This is a genomic window from Paraburkholderia sp. BCC1885, from assembly GCF_900996235.1.
Lineage (GTDB): Bacteria > Pseudomonadota > Gammaproteobacteria > Burkholderiales > Burkholderiaceae > Paraburkholderia.
Genome location: NZ_CAAJGM010000111.1, coordinates 653,796 through 677,614, shown reverse-complemented (window position 1 = coordinate 677,614; position 23,819 = coordinate 653,796). Strand labels below are relative to the sequence as shown.

The following is a 23,819-nucleotide window of genomic DNA, read 5'->3' as shown; positions in this document are numbered from 1 at the left end:
TCCGTCAAGCATAGCCGATGCCCACCTGGCGTAACACGACAAAGGCCAGGTCTTGCAGGCACGCGACGTCGCGCTGCGTGCAAGCCGGCGTGTGCTTTTGACGAACGATGCAAGGGTGCGATCGCAAGACGCTGAGCGGCCCGCGACGCTTGCCGTGTTCAGCCGAATTAGTATGAAGTACGAATGATCCGCGGCTCGCCGCGCGCTGGCCGAAACCGCCTGGCTTGCGGTGTCGCGCGGCTAGTGCCTGGCGGACATAACGAGGGGTATATGCGCCGCCTGCTGAAAATAGCAGGATGTGAATAGATCAGACGTATTAAATCAATCCGCTGTTTCAAGGTTGAAACATTTCCCACCACCGATTTCTCTGTATAGTTTTGATACAAATTCTGCGGCGGGTTATAAATGCGCTATTGCAGCGATTTTTAGAAAACAGATAATCCCGTCGTGCTTCACCGTTTCATCTAAAGTCATGGCGAATGCCCGTGTAAATTTCATGTTTGAAACGTTTTGTGCGGATTAGCCGTGTGATGAAGCGGAGCGCCCCGCGCAATCCCAATGCCATCAAGACTGGTACGGAGCGTGCTTGTTGCGATGCATCAAAAAAGTTTCACATCAGGCCATTGTACGAGGAATCCCCCAGTGGACTCCTATCCCACGCAGCGCAACATCGCCGCCTCCCGGTGATTTCGCCTGCCGTACCGGTTTGCGCTCGTCCAGTAGATCGTCGATTCGTCATATAAGTGTCGCCCCGTTGTAATACGGGCCGTGCACGCATATCAAACGGGTCAAATGTCGCGATAAGCCAAGCTGTTGTACGTTCGCATCAAATTTCTGATTTGCGAATTTATATATAGCGACGCAATCCGCCAACATCGCGCGCATTTCGGTCACTGTCATCAACGGCGATTTTCGGCGTGGATATGATGCGGTGCAATGATATTAAAAAGCGAGAAAATCAGAAGACTCGGCCCACAACGAATGACATGGTAGGGGAAGATCATGCCGCATATGTCCGTTGATACTGCGAGGATCACCTGGCTGCATACGCCTAGCGTCAATGTGCGCTGTGCGGCCCGCCGCGTAGGCATCCTGCTGTTCGATCGATTCGGTTTGCTGGGCGCAGGCATCGTCGCCGAGATGTTCCATACGGCCAACGAAATCGCCACCGCTCACGATGGCGACGACCCTCCCTATGAAGTGCAGTTTCTCTCGATGGAAGGCGGCAGCGTCGCCAGTTCATCGTCGGCACGCATGTGGACGGATGGTGTCGACGCACGCTACAGCACGGGCTTCGACGTGCTGTTCGTGGCGGGCGGTTACGGCGCCAACGCCGCGGCACGCGACGAGCGCATGCTCGGCTGGCTGCGCTCGGTGCGCTCGCGAACCCGAACCATCGAACCCATCGCCGAAGGCCGTCTGGTTCTGGCTGCAGCGGGCCTCGCCGAACACGACGATATCCGCCACAGCAATCCTTATCTGACGCATGTCGCGAACGACCACGCGCATGGCGAAGTCAACGATCGCCACGATTCGAGCAAGAGCGCGCTGATGTTCATCAAGCGCGATCTGGGTCTCGATGTCGCCCGCAGCGTCGCCGATCGCGTGATGCCTGGCATGGGCGCGGCGCTGGTGCCGCGGCTGGCCGAAGGCGGCACCATGAGCGTGGGCGAGAAAATCCGCGCGGCGGCCCGCTGGATGGAGGCGAACTGCGATCGTCCGGTCTCGGTGGCCGACGCGGCTCACGTGGCGGCCATGAGCGAACGTAATTTCCTGCGCCGCTTCAAGCATGAGATGCACGTCACGCCGTCGGATTACCTGTTGCAGGTCCGCTTGCGGATTGCCTGCAACTTCCTCACGGAAACCGAACTGCCGGTGGACAAGATCGCGCGGCGCAGCGGCACCGGCAACGGCGACCGCCTCGCAAAGATCTTCCGCAAACGCATGGCGCTTTCGCCCACGGAATATCGTGCGCGCAGCCGCACTTCCTCGCAGGAGCAAACGTAATGGATTGACGCGCGGCGAGCGCTACTCGCCATGCGGTCGACAGGCGCCGGCGCGGTCAGCACCGCGGGCGCCGGGTCGGACGCGCGACTCAGGCACGACCTGAGTGCGCCTCGGCTTCACAGGGATAGAAGAACATCCTATTTTGGTGTAGGAGTACTAAAAATGGTAAATGCGTTCCGCGACGAAGCCGATCAGGATGGAAGCGCCGGTCATGGCGCTGCAAAACTGATGCAGGCGGCCCTGCCGGCCAGTAGTCTCAGCATTGCCCCTGTGATTCTTGCCGGCGGTTCGGGCACCCGGCTTTGGCCGCTTTCGCGTGAGCATTACCCCAAGCAGTTGATCGACGTGATCGGTTCGCACTCGCTGCTGCAGGACACGGTGGGGCGCATGGCCGGCTTTCCCGCGCACTGGACGGTGCGTCCCACGCCGATCATCGTGTGCGGTGACGAGCATCGTTTCGTCACGGCCGAGCAGTTGCGCGAAAGCGGCGTGACCGCGCATGTCGTAGTGGAACCGGCGCGGCGCGACACGGCGCCCGCCTTGACGCTGGCGGCGGCTCTCGCGGTGCTGGATGGCGAAGACGCGATTCTGGTCGCCATGCCGGCGGATCACGCCATGCTCGACGCCGCCGCGTTTCAGCACGCCGTCGCGCGTGCCGCCGTGCATGCGCAACGTGGCGCGATCGCCACGCTAGGTGTGCCGCCTACGCGGCCGGACACCGCGTTCGGCTACATCCGCCTCGGCGACGAAATCGAGCAGGATGCCTACCGCATCGACCGTTTCGTCGAAAAGCCCGCGCTCGAACTGGCCACGCAGTATGTCGCCTCAGGCGCGTACTGGTGGAATAGCGGCATCTTCGTCGTGCGTGCCTCGGTGTGGCTCGCGCTCGTCGAACGTCTGCAGCCGGCCATGGCCGAAGCCTGCCGCGCTGCGGTGAATGCCGGCAAGGCCGATGGCCCGTTCTTCCGGCCGCAAGCCGAAGCCTTCGGCAAGGCGCCTTCCGATTCGATCGACTACGCGGTGATGGAACGGCTCGGCACCGCCGGACCCGACGGCGAACCGTTCGAAGGGGTGGTCGTGCCGCTGGTGGCGGGGTGGTCGGATCTCGGTTCATGGGATGCCGTGTGGGACGCGCTCGACAAGGACGAGGCCGGCAACGTCGGACGCGGCCGGGTGCTGTTCGAAGGCGCGAGCGCGTCGTATGCGCACTCGGAAGGACGTCTGGTGGCCTGCGTCGGCACCAGCAATATCGTGGTGGTTGAAACGGCGGATGCGGTGCTGGTTGCCGACCGCTCGCGCGTGCAGGACGTCAAGGGCCTGGTGGCGCGTATCAAGGCCGAGCATTCGCCCGAAGCAGACGATCACCGCAAGGTGCGCCGGCCCTGGGGCTTTTACGACTCGATCGATCACGGCGACCGCTTCCAGGTGAAGCGCATCGTCGTCGAACCCGGCGCACGGCTCTCGTTGCAACTGCATCACCATCGCGCCGAACACTGGGTGGTGGTGCGCGGCACCGCCATGGTCACGCGCGGCGAAGAGCGTTTTCTTCTGAGCGAAAACGAATCGACCTTCATTCCGCTGGGCGTGCGTCATCGCCTCGAAAACCCCGGCAAGGTGCCGCTCGAAATCATCGAGGTGCAATCCGGATCGTATCTCGGCGAGGACGACATCGTGCGGTTCGACGATACGTACGGCCGCTGCACTTGAGTTTGGCGTAGTTGGCGCAATCGTTTCAATGCAGGTGGTGGGGAGAGAACAATGATCAAGCCTTCAGCATTGGCCGCACGCCTCGTGGATGCCGTGCTGGTCGTGTCGGGCGCGGCAATCGCGTCGCAGATACGCTTTGACGACATCGGGCAACGCAATATCTATTACGCTTTCGTCGCGTTTTCGGCGGCGTTCGCGCTCGCGCTTTTTCCGGCCTTCGGCGTCTATCAATCGTGGCGCGGCCGCTCGAAGATGGGCCTGATCGGTCAGGTGTCGCTCGCATGGGTCACCGTGCAGATTTGCGCGCTCGTGTTGATGTTCACCCTGCATCGTAGCGACTTCGTATCGCGCCTTTGGTTTGCCTACTGGACCGGCATCACCGGCGCCTTGATGATCGTTTCGCGGGTGGTGGTGCACCGCGTGCTGGCCCATGTGCGGCTCGCCGGCATGAATCTGCGGCAGGTGGCGGTGGTGGGGCGCGGCGCACATGCCGCGGAACTGGTGCGCAAGATCGACGGCTGCACGGCGGCCGGGTTTCGCACGGCGGCGGTGCTCGACGTATCGCACGACGAACCGTTCCTTGGCGGGGTCGCGGGCGGTCAGTTTCCTTCCGTGCGTGCCTTCGACAATCTGCCTGCTTTCGCCGAGTACATCCGCGCCCAGGACGTACACGAATTATGGCTGGCGTTGCCGCTTTCCGAAGAGCACACCATCTACGAGTGCGTGAGAGAGTTGCGCGACGACCTCATCAACATCCGCTTCATGCCGGACCTGCGCAGCGTCGCAATGTTCGAGAGCACGATGATCGATCTGCTCGGTGTGCCTGCCATCAACCTGGTGGCGTCGCCGCTCTCGCAAACTTCGCAATTGCAAAAAGAAATGTTCGACCGCCTGTTCGCTGCGGTCGCGTTGATCTCGCTTTCGCCGCTGCTGTGCGCCATCGCGATCGCCATCAAGCTGTCTTCGCGCGGGCCGGTGCTGTTCAGGCAAAAGCGCAAGGGCGCCGACGGCCGCGTCTTCACCATCTACAAGTTCCGCTCCATGCGCCTGCACACCGAGAAACCCGGTGAGCTTGCCCAGGCGACCCGCCATGACTCGCGCGTCACACCGGTCGGCGCGTTTTTACGCCGCACCAGTCTCGACGAGCTGCCGCAATTCTTCAACGTGCTACGCGGCGATATGTCGGTCGTCGGACCGCGCCCGCACGCTCTCGAGCATGACGATCTGTATCAGAAGGTGGTAGCCGGCTATATCCAGCGCTACCGCATCAAACCGGGCATTACGGGTTGGGCGCAGATCAACGGCTTTCGGGGCGAGACCGACCGGATCGAAAAAATGGAGCGGCGTGTGGAGCATGACCTGTATTACCTCGGTAACTGGTCCTTCAGGTTGGACATGCGCATCATCGCAGCCACCATCGTTAAGGGCCTGGTGAATAACAATGCGTATTGACGCGGTGAGGGAGACACACATGTATGGAATAACAGCGGGAAAGTACCGGTCCAGCGTCACGCACACCACGGCCCACCGTGCGCGTGTGCTGGGAATGATGATGACCATTACGATGCTGTCGGCCTGCACGTTCGCGCCGGGCCAGCGCATGATCCAGCCGCCCACGCTACCGGTTAGCAATACTGACGATGGCAAGGCCAGCGGCGAAACGGTGCAGATTCCGATTACCGACATCACGATCGCCTCGGTCAAGCGGCTGCGACAGACCGTGACGCCGTCGGGCGCGAGCGGAGCAACGGCGTTGTTCGGCGATCCCGGTCCGTACAGGGTCGGGCCGGGAGACGTGTTGCAGATTACCGTGTGGGACCACCCGGAACTGGCTGCGGCTCTCGGCCAGCAGCCGAATACCCCGAACCGGCCAGCGGATGCGGCCTCGGGTTTCATCGTGGATCACGAAGGCAATCTGCAGTTTCCGTACATCGGCACGATCCACGTGGCAGGCGACAGTGCCGAAACGGTGCAGCGCAGGGTGACGGCCGATCTCAGCAAGGTGATGGTCAAGCCGCAGGTGACCGTGCGGGTCGCCTCGTTCCGCGCGGCGCAGATTTACATTGACGGCGAGGTGCGTACGCCCGGTGCGCAATCGATCAACGACATTCCGATGACGCTGACCGAAGCCATCAACCGTGCCGGCGGATATAGCCCGAACGCGGATCAGAGCCACGTCACAATCGTGCGCGACGACAAGACGTATGAAATCAACGTGGCGCAGATGCTCAAGAACGGCGAGAACCCCTCGCGCATCGTGCTGAAAAACGGCGACCTGCTGCGCATCGAAGGGCGTGAGGAATACGGCGTCTACGTGATGGGCGAAGTCGGCAAGCCGGCCACGGTGACGCCGATGAAGGACGGCACGCTGACACTGGGCGAAGCGATCTCGCAGGCGGGCAGCGTGAACCCCGCCACATCGGATCCCAAGGAACTCTATGTGATTCGCGGCGAACCCAACGGCCAGCCGCAGATTTATCACCTCGACGCGCGCTCGCCGGTGGCCATGCTGCTTGCCAACCAGTTCGATCTGCAACCCAAGGACGTGGTGTATGTCGACGCCAGCGGTCTGGTGCGCTTTAGCCGTGTGCTGGATCTGCTGTTGCCGCTGGTCAATGCAGGCGTGACCGGCGCAGTGGTCGCGAAGTGAACGTATGCAGGACGAGAGTATGACTGTTCAGGTCCAGGCGCTTGCGCGCCGATCCAACGCAATAGACGTGCAGGATTGATGACACCATGGCTACCAACTTTGAAAACCGTTACGTCGATATCCAGAGCGCGGACGAACTGCGTTTATCGGATTACCTGTCCGTGGTGGCGCAGCATTGGCGCATGATTCTCACGGTCACGGTGATGGCGCTGCTGATCGGCGCGGCGGTGGCGTTCGTGCAGACGCCGGTGTACCGCGCGGACGCGATGATCCAGGTGGAAGACACCGCGGGTGCCGATGGCAACGCCAACGGCAACAAGGACGCCTTGCAGACCATGGCGTCGATCTTCGATACCAAGGCGGTCACCTCGGCGCAAATCGAGTTGATCCGTTCGAGGCTCGTGATCGATGAGACAGTCAGAAAGCTGCATCTGGACATTGCGGCGGCGCCGCGGCTGTTCCCGGTGATCGGTCCGCTACTCGCCCGCTGGCGCGGCAGCGACGGCCTCGCGCCGCCGCTCTTCGGCATGCCGCAATATGGCTGGGGCGGCGAGCAGATTGCCGTGTCGGTCTTCGATACGCCCAAGGAAATGTACGGCAAGCCGTTCGTGCTGACCGTGCAGCCTGACGACTCGTATGCCGTGACCGACGCAAACGGCGCTGAGGTATTGCGCGCCCGGGTCGGACAGATGGCGGTGGGTGTCACGTCGCATGGCCCGGTGCGTTTGCAGATCGATCAGTTGACGGGGCGTCCCGGCACGCAGTTCGATCTGAAGCGCGCTTCGACGCTCGACACGGTGAACAGGCTGCAAAAAGCCCTCAATGTGGTGGAGACGAGCGTGCAGTCGGGCATCATCGCGGTGACGCTGGAGGGCGCCAATGCCGAACTGACGGCGGCCATTGTCAACAGCATTGCGCGGCAGTACGTGCAGCAGGACATCGACCGTAAGTCGGCCGAGGCGGAACACACGCTCGCATTCCTCGACCAGCAGTTGCCGCAGTTGCGCTCCGAGCTCGATCAGGCCGAACAGCGCTACAACACCTTCCGTAATCGCGAGGGCACCGTCGACTTGAGCGAGGAAAGCCGTCTGCTGCTGCAGCAGATTGTCGAGAACAAGACCAAGCTGGTGGACCTGCAGCAGCAGCGCGCGGAAATGGCCACGCGGTTTACGGCGGCTCACCCGGCAGTCGCGGCACTCGATGCGCAGATCGCCGCGCTGCAAAGCGTACAGGGCGGATTGACACATAACGTGTCGACGTTGCCCGATACCGAGCAGACCGCGCTGCGTCTGTTGCGCGACGTGCGCGTCGATACCGAGCTTTACACCAACCTACTGAACAGCGCGCAGCAGTTGCGCATCATCAAGGCGGGGCAGGTAGGCAGTGTGCGAGTGGTCGACTACGCCGAGCCCGCTGACGATCACGTGCGCCCGCAGCGCGCGATGATCATTGCCATCGCCGGTGGCCTCGGTCTGGTGCTGGGCATCTGCGCCGCCTTCACGCGCAGGACCCTGTACGGCGGCGTGCAAAAGACCACCGAGATCGAAGCATTGCTGGGCGTGCCGGTGTGCGCGGTGGTGCCGCGCAGCACACTGCAACTGCGCGTGCAACGCAACGTCGGCTTGCGCCGGGCAGGCGTGCACGTGCTGGCGGCGCAGGCGCCGGACGACGTGGCGGTGGAAGGTGTGCGCAGTCTGCGCACCACGCTGCAGTACGCGCTGACCTCGGCGCGTAACAACGTGGTGATGCTGACGGGTTCGCGGCCGGATGCCGGCAAGTCGTTCATGTCGGTGAATCTCTCGGCGCTAGTGGCGTCCGCTCACAAACGCGTGCTGCTGATCGACGGCGACATGCGGCGTGGCGACATCCACAAGCATTTTGGCTTGCCGCATACGCCGGGTCTCGCCGACGTGCTGAACGGCGCGGAGATTCAGGAGTGCGTGCTGCGCGACGTGCTGCCGGGACTCGACGTGCTCACCAAGGGCGGTTTGCCTGGCAATCCTTCGGAATTGCTGATGAGCGAGCGTTTTCGCACATTGCTCGACCACTTCTCCAAGGTGTACGACCTTGTGATCGTCGACACGCCGCCGGTGCTGGCGGTAACCGACGCCGCCCTGATCGGCAAGCACGCCGGCACCACGCTGATGGTGGTGCGCCACGGGCGTCATCCGGCCATGGAGATCTCCGAGGCCGTCAAACGCCTGGTCAATGCGGGCGTGTCGCTGCACGGCGTACTGCTGACCGACGTGCCGCCGCCCAAGCTCAATCTGGGCGGCTACACCGGCTACTACGGGTACGAAAGCCGTGCAGACTGAAATACACATGGCTCGCGCCGCGTGAGCCACGTAACGCCTTTCTCGCATCTTGAATCATGAAGTGCGTCTCGTGCGGACCCGCAGTGGGTCCGCGCGGACGCGCAGCACCGCAGTCAAACGCTCGTCGAGGGGAACACAATGGATCGGAAGGTCGCTTTGATTACCGGCGTAACCGGGCAGGACGGCTCATATCTGGCTGACCTGCTGCTCGCCAAAGGCTACGACGTACACGGCATCAAACGGCGCACGTCGCTGTTCAACACGGATCGCATCGACCATCTGTGTTGCGATCCGCACGTGGCCGACCGGCATTTCTTCCTGCATCACGGGGATCTGACCGATTCGTCGAGCATCGTGCGCATCATCCAGCGCGTGCAACCCGACGAGATCTACAACCTGGCCGCGCAAAGCCACGTGGCGGTGTCGTTCGAGGAACCGGAATACACCGCCAATGCCGACGGCCTCGGCACGCTGCGGATTCTCGAAGCCATGCGCATTCTCGGGCTGGAAAAGAAAACCCGCTTTTATCAGGCGTCCACCTCCGAACTCTACGGGCTCGTGCAGGAAGTGCCGCAGAAAGAGACCACGCCGTTCTATCCACGCAGCCCCTACGCTGTGGCGAAGCTCTACGCGTACTGGATCACCGTCAACTATCGCGAAGCATACGGCATGTACGCATGCAACGGCATTCTGTTCAATCACGAATCGCCGGTGCGGGGCGAAACCTTCGTTACGCGCAAGATCACCCGCGCGATTGCCCGCATCGCAGTGGGCTTGCAGGACGACATGTATCTCGGCAATTTGTCCGCGCTGCGCGACTGGGGTCATGCGCGCGATTACGTCGAGATGCAATGGATGATGCTGCAGCAGGAAGAACCTGAGGACTTCGTTATCGCCACCGGCCAGCAATACAGTGTGCGCGAATTCATCCAGGCCGCAGCGGGTGAATTGGGCGTGACGGTGCGTTTCGAAGGCGAAGGCGTCGACGAAGTGGGCGTGGTCGACAAGGTGGAAACCAAGGAGACGCGTCTTGCGCCCGGCGATGTGATCGTGCGGGTCGATCCGCGTTACTTCCGGCCTACCGAGGTGCAGACGCTGCTCGGCGATCCGTCGAAGGCGCACGCCAAGCTCGGCTGGAAGCCCGCCACGCCGTTCCAGAGCCTCGTTAAGGAAATGGTGCGGGCGGATTACCAGATTGCGCGCCGCGATGCGTTGGTGACGCTGGCCGGCTTCAAAGCTCTCGAACATCACGAGTAACGGCCATGGACAAAAGCGCGCGCATTTTCGTGGCCGGCCATCGCGGCATGGTCGGCTCGGCCCTGGTACGGCGGCTGCGGGCCGATGGCTACACGAACCTCCTGACGAGGACTCACGCCGAACTCGACCTGCTCGATCAGGCGCAGGTGCGCCGCTTTTTCGCCACCGAGGCCGTCGACATCGTGCTGCTGGCGGCAGCGCGAGTGGGCGGGATTCTCGCCAACTCGTCGCAACCGGCGGAATTCATCTATCAAAACCTGGCAATCGAAACCAACGTGATTCATGCCGCGTATCAGGCGGGCGTGACGCAACTGGTGTTTTTCGGCTCGTCCTGCATTTATCCCAAGGCGTGCGCGCAGCCGATCGAGGAAGAGTATCTGCTGAGTTCGTCCCTCGAAGCGACCAACGAACCCTACGCGATCGCCAAGATTGCCGGCCTGAAGTTGTGCGAAGCGTACAACCGGCAGTACGGCACGAAATTCATCGCCCTGATGCCCACCAACCTGTACGGCCCGAACGACAACTACGACCTGCAGAACAGCCATGTGCTGCCGGCATTGATCCGCAAGGCGCATGAGGCCAAATTGCGCGGCGACGCCACGCTGAGCGTGTGGGGCACCGGCACGCCGCGGCGCGAATTCCTGCACGTCGACGACCTGGCCGCGGCCACCGCGTTCGTGCTCGAGCAGGGCGTCGCGGACGGGTTGTTGAACGTCGGGGTCGGCGAAGATCTGTCGATCCGCGAACTGGCGCAACGCGTCGCCGACGCGGTCGGCTTCCACGGCGAGATCGTCTTCGACACGTCGAAGCCGGACGGCACGCCGCGCAAGCTGCTCGACGTCTCGCGTCTTGCCCGGTTGGGGTGGCGCGCCCGCATCGGTTTGCTGGAAGGGATCGAGGCGACCTATCGGGACTTTGCCGAACGCTTCGGCGCGAAAGTGCTCTCTGAAGGGACGGTCTGACATGATGGCCAATTCGGTGACGATTTTCCACAACGTGGTCTGGTCGCGCCATAAGGGCGTCGTGTTTTCAGCCCTGCATTCCATCTCGGCCGCGAGTCCCATCAAATATTCGATCGTACAAATTTCGGATACCGAAACATTTAGGCTGGGATTTTCCGATGTGGACTATTCGTATCACCGCTATCCGATGACCAAGCTCTTCGACGGCTGCTACGAAGACGTGCCGGGCTGGCGCATGATGTCGCGTCTCACGATGGAAGTGCTAAAGACCAAGGCTGATCTCGTCGTGCTGCCCGGCTATCATCGCCCGGAGTATTGGGCGATGCTGCTTGCCTGCATTGTTACGGGAAAGCGCCGCGCCGTGTTCTGCGATTCGACCGGGCGCGATCGTCCAAGGCGCATGCTGACCTCGATTCCGAAGCGGGTATTTTTCTCGCTCTGCGACGGTTATTTCGGTTTCGGCGAGCGCAGCCGCGAATATCTGATGTCGCTGGGCGCGAAGCGCGAACGTATTTTCATTCCATGCCAGGCGGCAGCGCTGCCGTGGTCGTTCGTGCCTGAGCGCGCGCTCGATGATCGGCTCATGGCGCGTGCGGGTGAGAAGCCGGTGTTTCTGTTCGTCGGCCGCCTGTCGCAGGAAAAAGGCCTCGACGCGCTGCTCGAAGCATTTACTGCGGTGAAGCAGCAGGTGCCGGAGGCGATGCTGCGTATCGTCGGCACCGGACCGCTGGATTCCGGGCTGCAACAGAAAGTGGCCGAAGCCGGCTTGGACGACGCGGTCAGTTTTCTCGGTAGCCTGCAGGACGAAGCCTTGTCACGCGAGTATTTCGCGGCGAGCTGTCTCGTCTTGCCGAGTTTCAGTGAACCGTGGGGTCTGGTCGTCAACGAGGCGCTGAATCATGGCTGCCCCGCGGTGGTCAGCGACAACTGCGGTTGCGTTCCCGAGCTGGTGATAGATGGCGTCACCGGTTATGCGTTCCGGTCAGGCGATCTTGCGTCGCTGCGCCGCACAATGCTGAGCGCGCTCGAAGCATTCGCCGACACGCGCGCCACCGCCACGCAGTGCATGAACGTGATCCAGCGCTTCGACCCGCCGAACGCCGCCGCAAATATCGCGCGAGGCTGCGCCACGATGCTGACGAGTTAGACTGGCGACGTCCGCGCGCCTAAGAGGGATACGTATGAGGCTTTTGATCGTAGGGCTGAACTATGCCCCCGAGTTGACAGGCATTGGCAAATACACCGCCGAGATGGCGGAGACGCTGGTCGCACAAGGGCACGAAGTACGTGTCGTTTGCGGCCAGCCGTATTATCCGCAGTGGAAAATTGCGAAGGGCTACCATGCGTGGCGCTATGCGTCGGAAGAGCGGCGCGGCGTGCACCTTCGGCGTGTACCGCTGTGGGTACCGCGTGTTCCCAGTGGGGCGAAGCGTCTGCTGCACCTCGCCAGCTTCGCGCTCGGCGCGCTGCCGGCGCTGGCGGCGCAGGTGCGCTGGCGTCCGCAGGTGGTCATGTGCATCGCGCCTAGCTTGATGAGCGCGCCCGGTGCATTGTTGCTGGCGCGGGCGAGCGGCGCCAAAGCCTGGCTGCATATTCAGGACTACGAGGTAGATGCCGCGTTCGAACTAGGCATGATCCGTGGCGAACGGGCGCGGCGCTACGCACTCGCGGTCGAACGCTGGTTGCTGGGCCGCTTCGAGGTGGTTTCGAGTCTCTCTGACAAGATGGTGCAGCGCGCCGTGCAGAAGGGTGTAGACCCGCTCAAGGCATGGTGCCTCGCCAACTGGGTCGATACGCGGGTGATCTCGCCTTTGCCGCAAGCAAGTCCTTACCGCCGCATCATGGGACTCGATCAGCCGGTTGCGCAGACCGTGGTGCTGTATGCAGGAAATATGGGTGCGAAGCAGGGACTCGAAGTCGTTGCGGATGCGGCCCTGGCGTTGAAGAGGCGCGACGATATCAGCTTTGTGTTTTGCGGCAACGGGCCGACCCAGGCGCAACTGCAGCAGCGTTGCACCGGCCTGAAAAACTGTCACTTCATTCCGCTGCAACCCGCCGAGCGCCTCAACGATCTGCTCAATCTCGCTGATATTCATGTGCTGCCGCAACGCGGCGGCGCAGCGGATCTGGTGATGCCGTCCAAGCTCGGCGGCATGTTGGCGAGCGGCCGCGCGATCGTGGCGATGGCGTGTCCCGGCACGGAACTGTTCAACGTGGTCGCGCCGCGTGGCGTGACGATACCGCCCGAAGACGCGCCCGCGCTGGTCGCGGCCATCGAGGCGCTGGCGGCCGATCCGGCACGCCGCGTCGCACTCGGCAAAGCCGCGCGCGAATACGCCGAACGGGCCTTGTCGGGCGAGATGGTGTTGGGCGGCCTTGACGCGAAGCTGCGTGCGCTGGCGGGGCAGCACGAGGCGAGCGGTGATGAGTCGGCGGGCGGCGCGGTCGTGGAGGCGGCGGTAGTGGGTAGCACCACGCAAGAGCCCGTCGTTGCCGTGAGTCTGGAATCGACCCAGGTGGATTGAGACTGGAAGACTGAGTTTGAAAGCGACGCCCGCGCGTCGCTTCCTGGAAGCTAGTAAGGCAAGCGGTAAACCGGTCGTGCGCCGGTACCGAGACCATAAGGCTGCTGTGCCGCGGCGCCGCCCATGGCGTATGGATCGTCGACTCTGGCTCGGGCGTTCCTGGCGGCGGCGGGCGCGCCGCCGCCGGCCTGCGGTACGCCAGGTGCCGTCAGCATGTGTTCTTCGGGCGTGGGATTGCGCACCGCCTGCATGCCGGGCAAACCGCCGGGCTGCGCGCCGCCCGTCTGCGTCTGATAGATGTCCTCGTAGGCTTGCGGGCCGCCCGTCAGTTGGGCTTCGTTGCTGTCGTTCGGGCGCAGGGCAGCGGCGCCGGGATCGGCCGCACCATCGCCGCCGGCGGCGCGCGCCGCGTCAATGGGAAACAGACCGCATGCGAGGGCGAAGAATGCGCCGAGTGCAACGCGTCGAACGATGTGGCTCATGTCGGGTTCCTTCGCTCGTTGCCATGCCCGTTTTGGAGCGCGATATCGCTATGGTAGTGGCTATCGGGACACGCTTTACGCGCGATGCTAGTTCAAAGCCGACAAAGCCTGTGCAACAGGAGCCAATCGCCGGAAGCGGGAATCAAAGTCGCTCCGGCATGTGCAAAATTTCCTTCATATCACTATTGCTGACGCGACACGGCGGCGTGACCGCTCGACGCGTCGACGGCCAATCTGTCATCCGGATGTTCGGGTGAGCAGCATCAACTGAAGCGGGGTATTCGGATGAAGCGCGACGAGCTCGACGGCCCGTTGGAGTGGGACCCGGCCGGGGACGGCCCGGCGCTTGCCCCACCACGCGTGATCGACCTGAGCCTCGCCGGCAAGGGCAATTACGTGCGCCGCAAAAGCCGGCTCGTGGAAGCGGCCTGGTTCGTCGTCGAAGCCTGCGTGATCAACAACAAGCTGGTGCCATTTTCCGCCTTACGTGTGGCGCTTTTGCGCCTGTTCGGCGCGAAGATCGGTACAGGGTGCCGTTTTGTGCATCCGGTGCGCGTGAAGGCGCCGTGGAATCTCGAGGTGGGCGCGAATTGCTGGTTCGGTGTGGACGCGTGGATCTATAACCAGGCGCCAATCCGGATCGGCAGCAATGTGTGCATTTCGCAGGGCGTGTTTCTGACCTCAGGTTCGCACGATGTGGCGGGCACGATGGATTTGCAGGTGGCGCCCATCGTGATCGAGGACGGCGTCTGGGTCAGTTCGAAGTGTGTGGTGCAAAAGGGCGTGACCATTGGACGTTCGGCCGTGGTCACGCCGCTCTCGGTGGTGCATCGCTCGCTGCCCGCGGCAGGCATCTATGGCGGCAATCCTTGCCGCTACATTCGTCAGCGTTTTAGCTCCTGAAGTCCGTCAGCATGGCATGGCGGGCCGCGCTGCGTTCTTGTCGTGCCGTATCTGGAAGCGTGACCGATGATAGATCAGCATCGGTGAATGAGAAGTTGTACTAAACGGGGAGGCAACGGGATGTTTATTGATACCCGTAGTGTCGAAGAAGGTACGTGCGTTGAGACCAAAGTGTGCATAATCGGCGCGGGCGCTGCAGGCATCGCGCTGGCGCTTGAAATGGATCGTCTTGGCATCGCAACCTGTGTGCTCGAAAGCGGTGGCTACAAGCCCGATGAACTCACACGCGACCTGTATCGCGGCGAGAACGCGGGGCTGCCGTATCAGTTCGCCGACGGTAGCCGCAGCCGTTATCTGGGCGGCAGCAGCAATTGCTGGGGCGGCTGGTGTCGTCCGCTCGATCCGCTGGATTTCGAAAAGCGCGATTGGGTAGCGCATAGCGGCTGGCCGTTCGGGCTCGACGAACTCGCGCCGTTCTACGCGCGCACGCATGCGGTGCTCAAGCTCGGTCCGAATAACTTCGAGCCGCAGTTCTGGGAGACGGCAATCGGCCGCAGCGACGTGCGTCGTTTGCCGCTCGTCACCGGCAAGGTCCGCGATACGATTTCGCAGTTCAGTCCACCGGCGCGCTTTGGCAGGCTATATCGCCAGGACCTTGAAAATTCGCGGCACGTGAACGTCTATCTGTATGCGAACGTGGTGAATATCGATTCCGATAGCGACGCTCGCACGGTGACGAAAGTGGAGGTCGCGACCTTGAGCGGGCGGCACATTAGCGTGCGGGCGAAACTGTTCGTGCTGGCGACCGGCGGCATCGAAAACGCGCGTCTTCTGCTGGCTTCGAACCGCATTCGTCCGGCGGGACTTGGTAACGGCAACGACCTGGTCGGGCGCTTTTACATGGATCATCCACGGCTGATGTCGGCGGATATCCAGTTTAGTCACGAGTGGTCGCGCAACAAGCTGTACGACATCAAGTATCACTACCAGAACGCCGCTGTGTCTGCGCACGGCACGCGCATCGCCTCGCAGTTCGCGCTGACCGAAGAACTGCTGCAGCGCGAGCGTTTGTTGAATGCACGCGTGTGGTTTTTCTCGATGTTCGCCGGCGAAGGCAGCAAGGCGGCCGAGGCGTTGATCCGCTGCAAGCAGGGGCTGTTGCGCAAGGACCAGCCAGGCTGGCGTCTGGGCCGCGACCTCGTCACCATGGCCTCGCATCCGGCGGATACGGTGGGGTTTGCGCTCACGCGCATCCTGCATCCGCGTTCGCTGATCAGGAATGTCAAGTTGCAGGCCATCGTCGAAGCCGAACCGAATCCCGACAGCCGCGTGACGCTGTCGCAGCAGCGCGACCAGCTCGGCATGAACCGGGTGCGCGTTGCCTGGCAATTGACTTCGAATGTGCAGCGTACCTTCGACCGCACGTTTGCGTTAGTGGGCGAGGAATTGGAGCGTAGCGGCGTGGCGAGAGTGAGGCTCGATGCGCCCATCGAAGGGCGGCTCTGGCCGATCGGACTCGAAGGGACCTGGCATCATATGGGCACCACCCGCATGCACGATTCGCCGAAAGAGGGGGTGGTGGATCGCAACTGCAAGGTGCATGGCATGACCAATCTGTACATTGCCGGCAGTTCGGTGTTTCCGACCGTCGGCGCCAATTTTCCGACCATCACTATCGTCGCGCTGGCGCTGCGGCTGGCAGGCCACATGGCGGTGGAACTGAGCCGCCCGCAGGCGATCATCGCCACTCAGCCGAGCTTCGGTGAGGTGCGCGGCGAGGTGCACGGCGAGGTGCACGGCGAGGCGGCGTCGGCGCAGGACGAAATTGCGTGGGCGGCGCTTTCGACCACGCCCGCGAGCGGACTGCTGTCACTCGGCAAGAGATAAGCACGATGAGAATTCTGCATTTACTCGCCTCACTCGATCCGCGCGCCGGCGGCCCCGCCGAAGGCGTGCGGCAAGGCGGCGTGATGTTGCGGGCAATGGGGCATCAGGTCGAGGTGCTGACGCTCGATCGCCCCGACGCTGCGTTCCTGCGGGACTTTCCGCTGCCGCTGCATATCCTCGGGCCGGTGCGCGGCAACTATGCCTATTGCGAGCAACTCGTACCCTGGCTGCAACGCTACGTGCGAGACTACGATGCGGTCATCGTCAACGGGCTTTGGCAATATCACAGCTTCGGCACGTGGCGCGCGCTGCGCCGTTCCGAGGTGCCGTACTACGTGTACGCGCACGGCATGCTCGACCCGTGGTTCAAGCGGACCTATCCGCTCAAGCATCTGAAGAAGTGGCTGTATTGGCCATGGGCCGAATATCGCGTGTTGCGCGACGCGCGCGCGGTGCTGTACACGACCGAGGACGAACGTCTGGCGGCGCACGAATCGTTCTGGCTTTACCGCGCAACCGAGGCGGTCTCGACTTATGGCACGAACGCGCCGCCGCGCAACGATGCCGAATTGCGTGAAGGGTTTCTCGCAGCGTACCCGCATTTGCGCGGCAAGCGCCTGATCCTGTTTCTCGGCCGCATCCACGAAAAGAAGGGCTGCGATCTGCTGCTGCGCGCCTTTGCGAACGTGGCCGCGCTGGACCCCGGCCTGCATCTGGTGATGGCGGGCCCCGACGGCAACGGCTGGCTCGCGACCTTGCGCGCACAGACGGCGCAACTGGGCCTGGACGCGCGCGTCACGTGGACCGGCATGTTGCAGGGGCCGCTGAAGTGGGGCGCTTTCTATGCGAGCGAGGCGTTCGCGCTGCCATCGCATCAGGAGAACTTCGGTGTGGCGGTGGCCGAGGCGCTGGCTTGCGGCTTGCCCGCGCTCATCTCGGACAAGGTGAACATCTGGCGCGAAATCGCCGCGGATGGCGCGGGCTTTGTTGCAGCGGACACTGTCGAAGGCACGGAAGAAAATCTGCGGCGCTGGCTTGCGCTCGATGCCGATGCGCGCGCGCAAATGCGATCGCGCGGGCGGGCGCTGTTCAAGGCACGCTTTACCGTCGAAGCAATGGCGCGCGATCTGCTGAACGTGCTGGAACGCGATCCGTTCACGTTGACGGCGGGGCTGCACGCATGAGACAGAACTCACGCGAGCCGCGCAGCGCCTTGCCCGCGCTCACCAGCATTCGTTTTTTTGCGGCGCTGTGGGTGGTGGTGTCGCATCTGGCGGTGATGGGCTACGTGAATTTCTCCGCGCCGGTGCGCTGGGTTGCGGGCGATAGCCGTCCGGCGGTGACATTCTTCTTCGTGCTGTCGGGCTTCATCCTCGCGCACAACTATGGCGACGGCCTCGATAGCGAGGGTATCAGGCGCTTTTATGTCGCCCGCTTCGCGCGCATTTATCCGATGCTGGTGTTCTCGCTAATGCTTGCCGCGCCGGTCACCGCCATTTTGCTGATCTCGGACGACCACACGCATCTGTTCGAATGGTATGGAATCCCAGGTAATCCGCTATTGCCTTTGATCACGAGCCTGGTTGCGCAACTGCTCGGCCTGACGGCCTGGCTGCCGTTTGCCGCCGTTAATCAGCCGTGGGATGGACCCACCTGGAGTATCTCGTGCGAGGCTTTTTTCTATCTGGCGTTTCCCCTGCTGGTGGCCTTCATTAAACGTCTGACGGCCGCTCAACGTGGCATGGTGTTGCTCGCGGGGTTCTGCGCCCAAGGCTTGTGGATTGTCGCGCTGCTGCGGTTTCTGCCACTGTCGCGCAGCGGTTTTCTGGTCTCGCAGTTTCCGCTCACGCATCTGTTCGAGTTCGCGCTGGGAATCGGCGTGCAGTGCTATTGCCGTGAATTGCAGCGTGGCGCTCGCTCGTATGAGCGTGGCGCGCGGGTTGCGTCGCTGCTGGCGATACTCGCGATCGGCGTGCTGTCGGTGTGGCGTCCTATTGAACCGGCTTACTACCTGCTGTCGCCGTGCTTTGCGTTGCTGGTCGGCAGCATCGCCATGCAGAAACAGCCCGCGTGGGGACTGTTGAACGTGCGGCCGATGGTGCTATTGGGCGAGGCGAGTTTTTCTCTGTATCTGATCCACGTCCCGCTGATTCATCTCGCTGAACTCGCCGGTGTCGGGCAACGCGGCGCGCTTGCGCTGCTGGCCGGCATGGTGGCGTTGAGCGTGATTCTGTTCGTCAGCATCGAGCGGCCCATGCGTTCGGCGATTCTGCGGCGTTACGCGCAACGTGCAGCGCCTGCACCGAGTCCCGCCATGACCGCGTGATGCGGCAGCGTGTGATGCACGCCATTACGGCAACGAACGCCGGTGGCAGATCATGAAGTATTGCGAGCTCATCCACCATGGCAACCAGGCAAGCGGGCTGCGAAACACCTGCTCGACCATGAACTGCGAGCTGACGAGCGCGCGCAATTCGCGGAAGTCGAAGCCCTTATGGGTGGTACGGGGATTCTCGGGCCGCGAGATCCTGAACCCTGCCACCGAGCGTAATACTTCAGCCGGCGAATAGCCGACATGAAAGTCGCGGCCACGGATCGCCCAGTTCATCAGCTTCGGAATCACGGACGCGCCGTACATGATCGGCACCGAGATGATCAGAACGCCGTCGAGATTGAGGATTCGCGCGGCGTCGGCAAGCAGCGCGTCGAGTTCGTTCGGGTAAAGATGCTCGCAAACTTCCAGCACCGTGAGCACGTCGACCGAGCCCGGCTCGAGGTTATCGAGGCGCGCCTCGTAGCGGATCTCCGGATACGACGGTTGGACGTAAGGGTCGAGGCCGACGAGGCACAGATCAGGACGAAGCTCGCCTAGCGTATGGAGGAATAGCCCGGGACCCGAGCCGAAATCGACCACCGTTGCGGAGTTCGAGCAGAACCGCTCGACCAGTTTTAATGCAAGGGCAATGCGGGCTCGGTGGGCGTAGCGTGCCAGAGGATTAGCCGATTCGACCGTTTGGCTGGCGTAAGAGATCTCTCGCATGGTGTTCTCCCGATTTGTCTGGCTTTATATGACCGCGGCTCGGCGAAGGAGGACTTAGTACTCCGTAGCAGACTGGGCGCGGGGGCTGGTGGTGGCCGTTGGAGGCGGGACGGGAAGCGGGCGGGGCGGCTTTCGGCGGCTGATCAGACGGCGCCGCGCCCAGCGCGAAACGGGTTGTTCGATCCGGCGCGCGGTGACGAGCGCCGCGGTGTGGGCAAGCAGCAGGACGACGAGCGCGCCGATTACGAAGGCGGTAACCGGATAGTGCCGTGCAGCTTCTCCCAGGGGCGTCTTCAGCACCATGCGCACGACGAAGATGGCGAGAAAGTGCCAGATATAGATGCCGTAACTATTCTGGCCGATACGCAGCACGGCCGGCGCCACCAGCAGTCGCACCGGCACGCCGCACAGCGCGACCAGCAGCAAGGCGGACGCGAGCGCGGCGATCACGGGTACCACGGCGAACGCCTCGCGATGGATGGCGGCCGCCAGCAACCAGCCGAAGCCGGCGGCCACAAGGGTGGCTGTTCCTGTGGTCAAGCGCGACGAAAGGCGAGCACCGGACAGGAGCGGCCTGCCCAGATGCCATAGCCAGAAACCGACGATGAAGCATGGCAACTGGGTCGGCGGCCAGTAATAGAGGAAGGTGTTGTTGGGTATCGCGCATCCTGCGTGACCCTCACAGGCGCCGGCATACACGAACACGCCGCAGAGCAGCGCGGTGCAGGCCGTGATGGCCCACAAGCCATGACGTGACTTCGCGACGAAGAACAGCAGCGGCGCGATCGCATAGAAGAACATTTCAATGCCGATCGACCAGCCGCCAGGCACGACGCTATTGATGGCCGTCGGCACCCACGCATGAATGAACAGCAGATTGGCGACGACGTCCGTCAACTGATGAGGGGCGAGCACCTGCGCATGGACAAGGCGCGTGCCGGCCAGATCGAGAATGCCGTACACCGCCACACCGATGTAATAGAGCGGCGCAATCCGGAAGAAGCGTTTGATGTAAAAAACGCGCACGGCTTCGCGCGTGCTGGCGGTCTCGTGCTCCGCGTCTTCGAGTGTCTTGCAGATCGTAATGGCGCTGATGACGAAGAACAGCTGCACGCCGTATTGACCGTACTCCGCTGCGTTTTGCAGCGCGACAGGCAAATTCGGCAGAAACAACGCCAGATGAATCGCAATGACACCTGCTATAGCCAAAGCGCGACCAGCGTCGAGGACTGCAAACCGCTGAGTGGCGCCCATCGACTCCCTCCTGAGTATTTTTTTCCGATCGCGCCGCAAGGATGAGCATGGCGACGTGAGGCGGCCGGCCTGGCCTTGACGTCCAACGCCGGTCTACCTGGAACCCGGTGTCCTCCACACTACCCGCCAACCTTCTTGCTTTTCCGCCATAGCGGCACGTTTTTCCGACAGATTGCTTGCAGCAGGCTCAGTTTCTTACCGACTAACAATAGGCTGTTCACGCCGCGTACGAACCCCATTGAAGTGCAGTCGGTAAGATCGGTGACATACGAACGGGGGGCGATGTGAAAACTAACTACGCCGAATTGCATTCACTGCGTGGCATTGCTGCGCTCATCGTCGTCAGCACTCACTTCCTCATCGTCCTGCCGCAGTTCTATAGCGGCGTCACGCTGCACAGCGGCTGGTTGTCAGTATTACTAAAATACACGCCGTTCCATTTTCTTCTCGGCGGTCACGGCTCCGTGGTGCTGTTTTTCGCCTTGAGCGGATTCGTGCTCGCCCAGGCATTTCTGGGCGGTAAGAAAGTCGCATATGGGACTTATCTGGTCAGACGGGTGCTGCGCATCATGCCCGCCTACTGGGTCGCCATTCTCGCGGCCTGCGCGCTGGAAACGGCGTTGCCGGGCGGCTATGCCGATACACGTCTAAGCGACTGGTTTACCGGCGTCGAGAATCAACCGGCTCCCACGCTCGATGTGATTCTGAGCCACCTGCTATTGATCGGACAATTCGATACCGGGCGCGTCAATCCGGTGGTCTGGTCGCTGGTGCACGAGATGCGTATCTCGATCATCTTCCCGTTTCTCGCGGTGTTTGTCGCGCGGCGTCCGCCTCGATTCGTTCTGCTCGTGACCGTGCTGACCGTGCCGCTGGCGATACTGCTGCAGTTCTATTCGGCGAGCTACGGTGCGACGCTCCAGTACGTGCCGGTATTCATGTTCGGAATTTTGCTGGCGATGCATCTGCCGGCCTGCTCCGCGTGGTTTCTTGCCAGGTCCATGGCATTCAGGCTCGGCTGCGCGGCGGGCGCCTTTCTCGTCATCTATTACGTGCGGACGAACGAAGCGACGCCGATGTGGGTCAGCAGCATCGTCGAGTATGGGCAGGGCGCGGCGGCCACCTTGCTGATGGTGGTGGCGATCAGCTCGGCGCGCACCGGCCGCGTGCTGAAGCACAGCGTGGCGCGTTTCTTCGGCGATATCTCGTACAGCCTGTATCTGTGGCATGTGCCGATCCTGATTGCAACGATCAAGCTGCTGGGCGCGTCGTTGCCGCTCGCCGTCGTCATGGCGATTGCGCTGACGCTGGCGGTGCTGGTGTCGCTGGTGAGCTTTCATCTGATCGAACGGCCCTTCATGGCGCTCGGCAAGGCGCTGACCACGAAACGCAGCAAGCTCGTCATGTCGTGAGGCAAGCCGCGCACACCCGCCGCTGTACCGTGAGGCGCACGGCGGCGGGTGGTTTTCTTGAGCCGCGTGTCTGCGAGCTTGCTAGGAAATCGCCAGTTGCAGCGTCTTCTTGAACTGGCTAAGCGTGTTCTGCGCCAGCAGATGGCCTGCGGGCGCGCCCAAAAGAGGCCTCACGGCGGTACCTGGCGTGTCGTCCGGAAACAGTTGGTCGAGCGCCGCGTTGATAGCCGCACCCGACAGTTCGTCGACCACCGGACCCAGTTCGCCGTTACGGCAAAACCACCCGATCAGGCCATCCGAAGTGGCGATCACCGGCTTGTTGAAGCGATACGCCTGCACCAGCACGCCGCTCATGCCGTAATGTCCCTTGTAACCGAGCCATACCGCGTCGCAGGCGGAGAACAGATCGCGCTCCACATCGTCCGGAATAAAGCGGTCCAGGATCACGGGCGGCGGCGTCAGCGCGCTCGTGATGCTTTGCAGGTAGGCACGCGTGTCGGCGTCCTGTTCGCCGGCAATCAGGAGACGCACCGGGTCCTGCCGTTCAGCGAGCGCATCGATCAGTTCGTGGATGCCCTTGCGCTCGGTGATCGCGCCGTACACCAGCAGATAGCGGCCGCTTTCGAGCTGCAGACGCCGGCGTGCCTCGGCGGGGTCGCCCGCCACCGTGTCGGGGAACGGGTCGGCGAGATAGAGCACGGCCGCGCCGCCGAGCGCCGCGCCGCGCTGATCCGCCGTGCCGGTGTACCAGTCGCGCAAGGTGGGATCGATCGACAGCAGCGTCTTCATGCCCGACGAGCGCAGCGCGCGGCGAAACAGCGCCGCCTTGAGTGCATTCACGAGCGGGCGGCGCGGCGCGCGCACGCCGACCTGGGTGTGATGGAACGACGCCCGCATGGTGATGCCGATCCACGGCGTCGTGCCGAACGGCGAGCCGAGAAAGGGCAGGGCGTAGAAAAAGTAGTCGACGTAAGGGACGATTACGAGCGCGACGCCGCGTTCGCGGTTGATGCTGCGATAGATATGCTCGAAAAATCGCAGAAAGCGAACGTAGCTGATCGAGTCGAGACCGCGGCGGCCCGAGGGTGCCGGCGGATCGACAAAGGCGATCTGCAGTGCGGGGTTGCCGGCGGCGGCGAGCCGCTGGGCGAGCGCGTGTGGGGCGTTGGCCGAGGCCGTCACGATCAGGCAGCGGTAGCCCGCTTCGACGCAGGCGTCCGCGGCCCATTCGGCGTAGCGCCACCGATGGCCGGTGAAATTGGGTTCGATGACCAGCACAGTATCGTTTGTCATGCCCCAACGGTAGCGAAAAACATCCCCGCGAGCCTGGGCGGGGCCGAAATCGGCTATGAGATGGCGGTCCCCGCATAAACGGCCGCGTTACCGTGTCAGACAATGGTTGACTCATGCAGGCAAGG

At 62.7% G+C, this 23,819-nt stretch carries 18 protein-coding genes; 14 read left to right on the top strand and 4 right to left on the bottom strand.

What is annotated here, in order from left to right:
• Positions 1-1,002 precede the first annotated feature (1,002 nt).
• From FQ755_RS11930 to FQ755_RS11890, 9 genes are all read left to right on the top strand, one after another.
• The gene (locus FQ755_RS11930) at positions 1,003-2,007 is read left to right on the top strand and encodes a GlxA family transcriptional regulator (RefSeq protein ID WP_144154290.1); all 1,005 of its coding nucleotides are present in this window, start codon (positions 1,003-1,005) and stop codon (positions 2,005-2,007) included.
• Positions 2,008-2,235: 228 nt separating this feature from the next.
• Positions 2,236-3,714: a mannose-1-phosphate guanylyltransferase/mannose-6-phosphate isomerase gene (locus FQ755_RS11925; RefSeq protein WP_144154675.1), complete on the top strand. Its 1,479-nt coding sequence runs from the start codon at positions 2,236-2,238 to the stop codon at positions 3,712-3,714.
• A gap of 51 nt (positions 3,715-3,765) precedes the next feature.
• Complete coding sequence (locus FQ755_RS11920) at positions 3,766-5,166, top strand: undecaprenyl-phosphate glucose phosphotransferase (RefSeq protein ID WP_144154288.1); 1,401 nt, start codon at positions 3,766-3,768, stop codon at positions 5,164-5,166.
• Between the two features lie 19 nt (positions 5,167-5,185).
• Positions 5,186-6,364, top strand: a complete 1,179-nt coding sequence (locus tag FQ755_RS11915) for a polysaccharide biosynthesis/export family protein (protein ID WP_409937403.1) — start codon at positions 5,186-5,188, stop codon at positions 6,362-6,364.
• Between the two features lie 86 nt (positions 6,365-6,450).
• Positions 6,451-8,679, top strand: coding sequence for a polysaccharide biosynthesis tyrosine autokinase (locus FQ755_RS11910; RefSeq protein ID WP_144154286.1), 2,229 nt, complete (start codon positions 6,451-6,453; stop codon positions 8,677-8,679).
• Between the two features lie 138 nt (positions 8,680-8,817).
• A complete protein-coding gene (gene gmd / locus FQ755_RS11905; RefSeq protein WP_144154284.1) occupies positions 8,818-9,936 on the top strand; it encodes a GDP-mannose 4,6-dehydratase in 1,119 nt (372 codons plus the stop codon).
• A gap of 5 nt (positions 9,937-9,941) precedes the next feature.
• Entirely contained in the window at positions 9,942-10,898 is a 957-nt protein-coding gene (locus FQ755_RS11900; protein WP_144154282.1) for a GDP-L-fucose synthase family protein, read from the top strand.
• 4 nt (positions 10,899-10,902) lie between these two features.
• Entirely contained in the window at positions 10,903-12,045 is a 1,143-nt protein-coding gene (locus FQ755_RS11895) for a glycosyltransferase family 4 protein (protein ID WP_144154671.1), read from the top strand.
• Positions 12,046-12,079: 34 nt separating this feature from the next.
• Positions 12,080-13,423, top strand: coding sequence for a glycosyltransferase WbuB (locus tag FQ755_RS11890; protein ID WP_144154280.1), 1,344 nt, complete (start codon positions 12,080-12,082; stop codon positions 13,421-13,423).
• A 50-nt stretch (positions 13,424-13,473) separates the two neighbouring features.
• On the opposite strand, the gene FQ755_RS11885 is transcribed toward FQ755_RS11890, so the two are convergent.
• A complete protein-coding gene (locus FQ755_RS11885) occupies positions 13,474-13,905 on the bottom strand; it encodes a hypothetical protein (RefSeq protein WP_144154278.1) in 432 nt (143 codons plus the stop codon).
• A gap of 285 nt (positions 13,906-14,190) precedes the next feature.
• Between FQ755_RS11885 and FQ755_RS11880 the strand changes: the two genes are divergently transcribed.
• The 4 genes from FQ755_RS11880 (at position 14,191) to FQ755_RS11865 (ending at position 19,021) form a co-directional block, all read left to right on the top strand.
• A complete protein-coding gene (locus FQ755_RS11880; RefSeq protein WP_144154276.1) occupies positions 14,191-14,808 on the top strand; it encodes a DapH/DapD/GlmU-related protein in 618 nt (205 codons plus the stop codon).
• 120 nt (positions 14,809-14,928) lie between these two features.
• Positions 14,929-16,695, top strand: coding sequence for a GMC family oxidoreductase (locus FQ755_RS11875; RefSeq protein WP_144154274.1), 1,767 nt, complete (start codon positions 14,929-14,931; stop codon positions 16,693-16,695).
• A gap of 5 nt (positions 16,696-16,700) precedes the next feature.
• Positions 16,701-17,879 (top strand): glycosyltransferase, encoded by a 1,179-nt coding sequence (locus FQ755_RS11870; protein WP_144154272.1) that lies wholly within the window; start codon positions 16,701-16,703, stop codon positions 17,877-17,879.
• A complete protein-coding gene (locus FQ755_RS11865) occupies positions 17,876-19,021 on the top strand; it encodes an acyltransferase family protein (protein WP_144154269.1) in 1,146 nt (381 codons plus the stop codon). Before FQ755_RS11870 ends, FQ755_RS11865 begins: the two co-directional genes overlap by 4 nt.
• Before the next feature lie 24 nt (positions 19,022-19,045).
• Here FQ755_RS11865 and FQ755_RS11860 read toward each other — a convergent pair whose 3' ends face one another.
• Together FQ755_RS11860 and FQ755_RS11855 are read right to left on the bottom strand one after the other, a co-directional pair.
• The gene (locus tag FQ755_RS11860) at positions 19,046-19,735 is read right to left on the bottom strand and encodes a class I SAM-dependent methyltransferase (protein WP_260858509.1); all 690 of its coding nucleotides are present in this window, start codon (positions 19,733-19,735) and stop codon (positions 19,046-19,048) included.
• 54 nt (positions 19,736-19,789) lie between these two features.
• Entirely contained in the window at positions 19,790-20,989 is a 1,200-nt protein-coding gene (locus FQ755_RS11855; RefSeq protein ID WP_144154267.1) for an acyltransferase family protein, read from the bottom strand.
• Positions 20,990-21,273: 284 nt separating this feature from the next.
• On the opposite strand from FQ755_RS11855, the gene FQ755_RS11850 reads away from it, so the two are divergent.
• Entirely contained in the window at positions 21,274-22,401 is a 1,128-nt protein-coding gene (locus tag FQ755_RS11850; protein ID WP_186308492.1) for an acyltransferase family protein, read from the top strand.
• Positions 22,402-22,482: 81 nt separating this feature from the next.
• Here the strand turns inward: FQ755_RS11850 and FQ755_RS11845 are convergent, their stop codons facing one another.
• Positions 22,483-23,694 (bottom strand): glycosyltransferase, encoded by a 1,212-nt coding sequence (locus tag FQ755_RS11845; RefSeq protein WP_144154263.1) that lies wholly within the window; start codon positions 23,692-23,694, stop codon positions 22,483-22,485.
• Between the last annotated feature and the right edge of the window lie 125 nt (positions 23,695-23,819).

Excerpts from the sequence above, each read along its gene's own strand:
- gmd (WP_144154284.1), top strand. The coding sequence starts at position 8,818 with ATGGATCGGAAGGTCGCTTTGATTACCGGCGTAACCGGGCAGGACGGC.
- FQ755_RS11915 (WP_409937403.1), top strand. The coding sequence starts at position 5,186 with ATGTATGGAATAACAGCGGGAAAGTACCGGTCCAGCGTCACGCACACC.
- FQ755_RS11865 (WP_144154269.1), top strand. The coding sequence starts at position 17,876 with ATGAGACAGAACTCACGCGAGCCGCGCAGCGCCTTGCCCGCGCTCACC.
- FQ755_RS11855 (WP_144154267.1), bottom strand. The coding sequence starts at position 20,989 with ATGGGCGCCACTCAGCGGTTTGCAGTCCTCGACGCTGGTCGCGCTTTG.
- FQ755_RS11890 (WP_144154280.1), top strand. The coding sequence starts at position 12,080 with ATGAGGCTTTTGATCGTAGGGCTGAACTATGCCCCCGAGTTGACAGGC.
- FQ755_RS11885 (WP_144154278.1), bottom strand. The coding sequence starts at position 13,905 with ATGAGCCACATCGTTCGACGCGTTGCACTCGGCGCATTCTTCGCCCTC.
- FQ755_RS11900 (WP_144154282.1), top strand. The coding sequence starts at position 9,942 with ATGGACAAAAGCGCGCGCATTTTCGTGGCCGGCCATCGCGGCATGGTC.
- FQ755_RS11845 (WP_144154263.1), bottom strand. The coding sequence starts at position 23,694 with ATGACAAACGATACTGTGCTGGTCATCGAACCCAATTTCACCGGCCAT.
- FQ755_RS11870 (WP_144154272.1), top strand. The coding sequence starts at position 16,701 with ATGAGAATTCTGCATTTACTCGCCTCACTCGATCCGCGCGCCGGCGGC.
- FQ755_RS11880 (WP_144154276.1), top strand. The coding sequence starts at position 14,191 with ATGAAGCGCGACGAGCTCGACGGCCCGTTGGAGTGGGACCCGGCCGGG.
- FQ755_RS11875 (WP_144154274.1), top strand. The coding sequence starts at position 14,929 with ATGTTTATTGATACCCGTAGTGTCGAAGAAGGTACGTGCGTTGAGACC.
- FQ755_RS11930 (WP_144154290.1), top strand. The coding sequence starts at position 1,003 with ATGCCGCATATGTCCGTTGATACTGCGAGGATCACCTGGCTGCATACG.
- FQ755_RS11895 (WP_144154671.1), top strand. The coding sequence starts at position 10,903 with ATGGCCAATTCGGTGACGATTTTCCACAACGTGGTCTGGTCGCGCCAT.
- FQ755_RS11910 (WP_144154286.1), top strand. The coding sequence starts at position 6,451 with ATGGCTACCAACTTTGAAAACCGTTACGTCGATATCCAGAGCGCGGAC.
- FQ755_RS11925 (WP_144154675.1), top strand. The coding sequence starts at position 2,236 with ATGCAGGCGGCCCTGCCGGCCAGTAGTCTCAGCATTGCCCCTGTGATT.
- FQ755_RS11860 (WP_260858509.1), bottom strand. The coding sequence starts at position 19,735 with ATGCGAGAGATCTCTTACGCCAGCCAAACGGTCGAATCGGCTAATCCT.
- FQ755_RS11920 (WP_144154288.1), top strand. The coding sequence starts at position 3,766 with ATGATCAAGCCTTCAGCATTGGCCGCACGCCTCGTGGATGCCGTGCTG.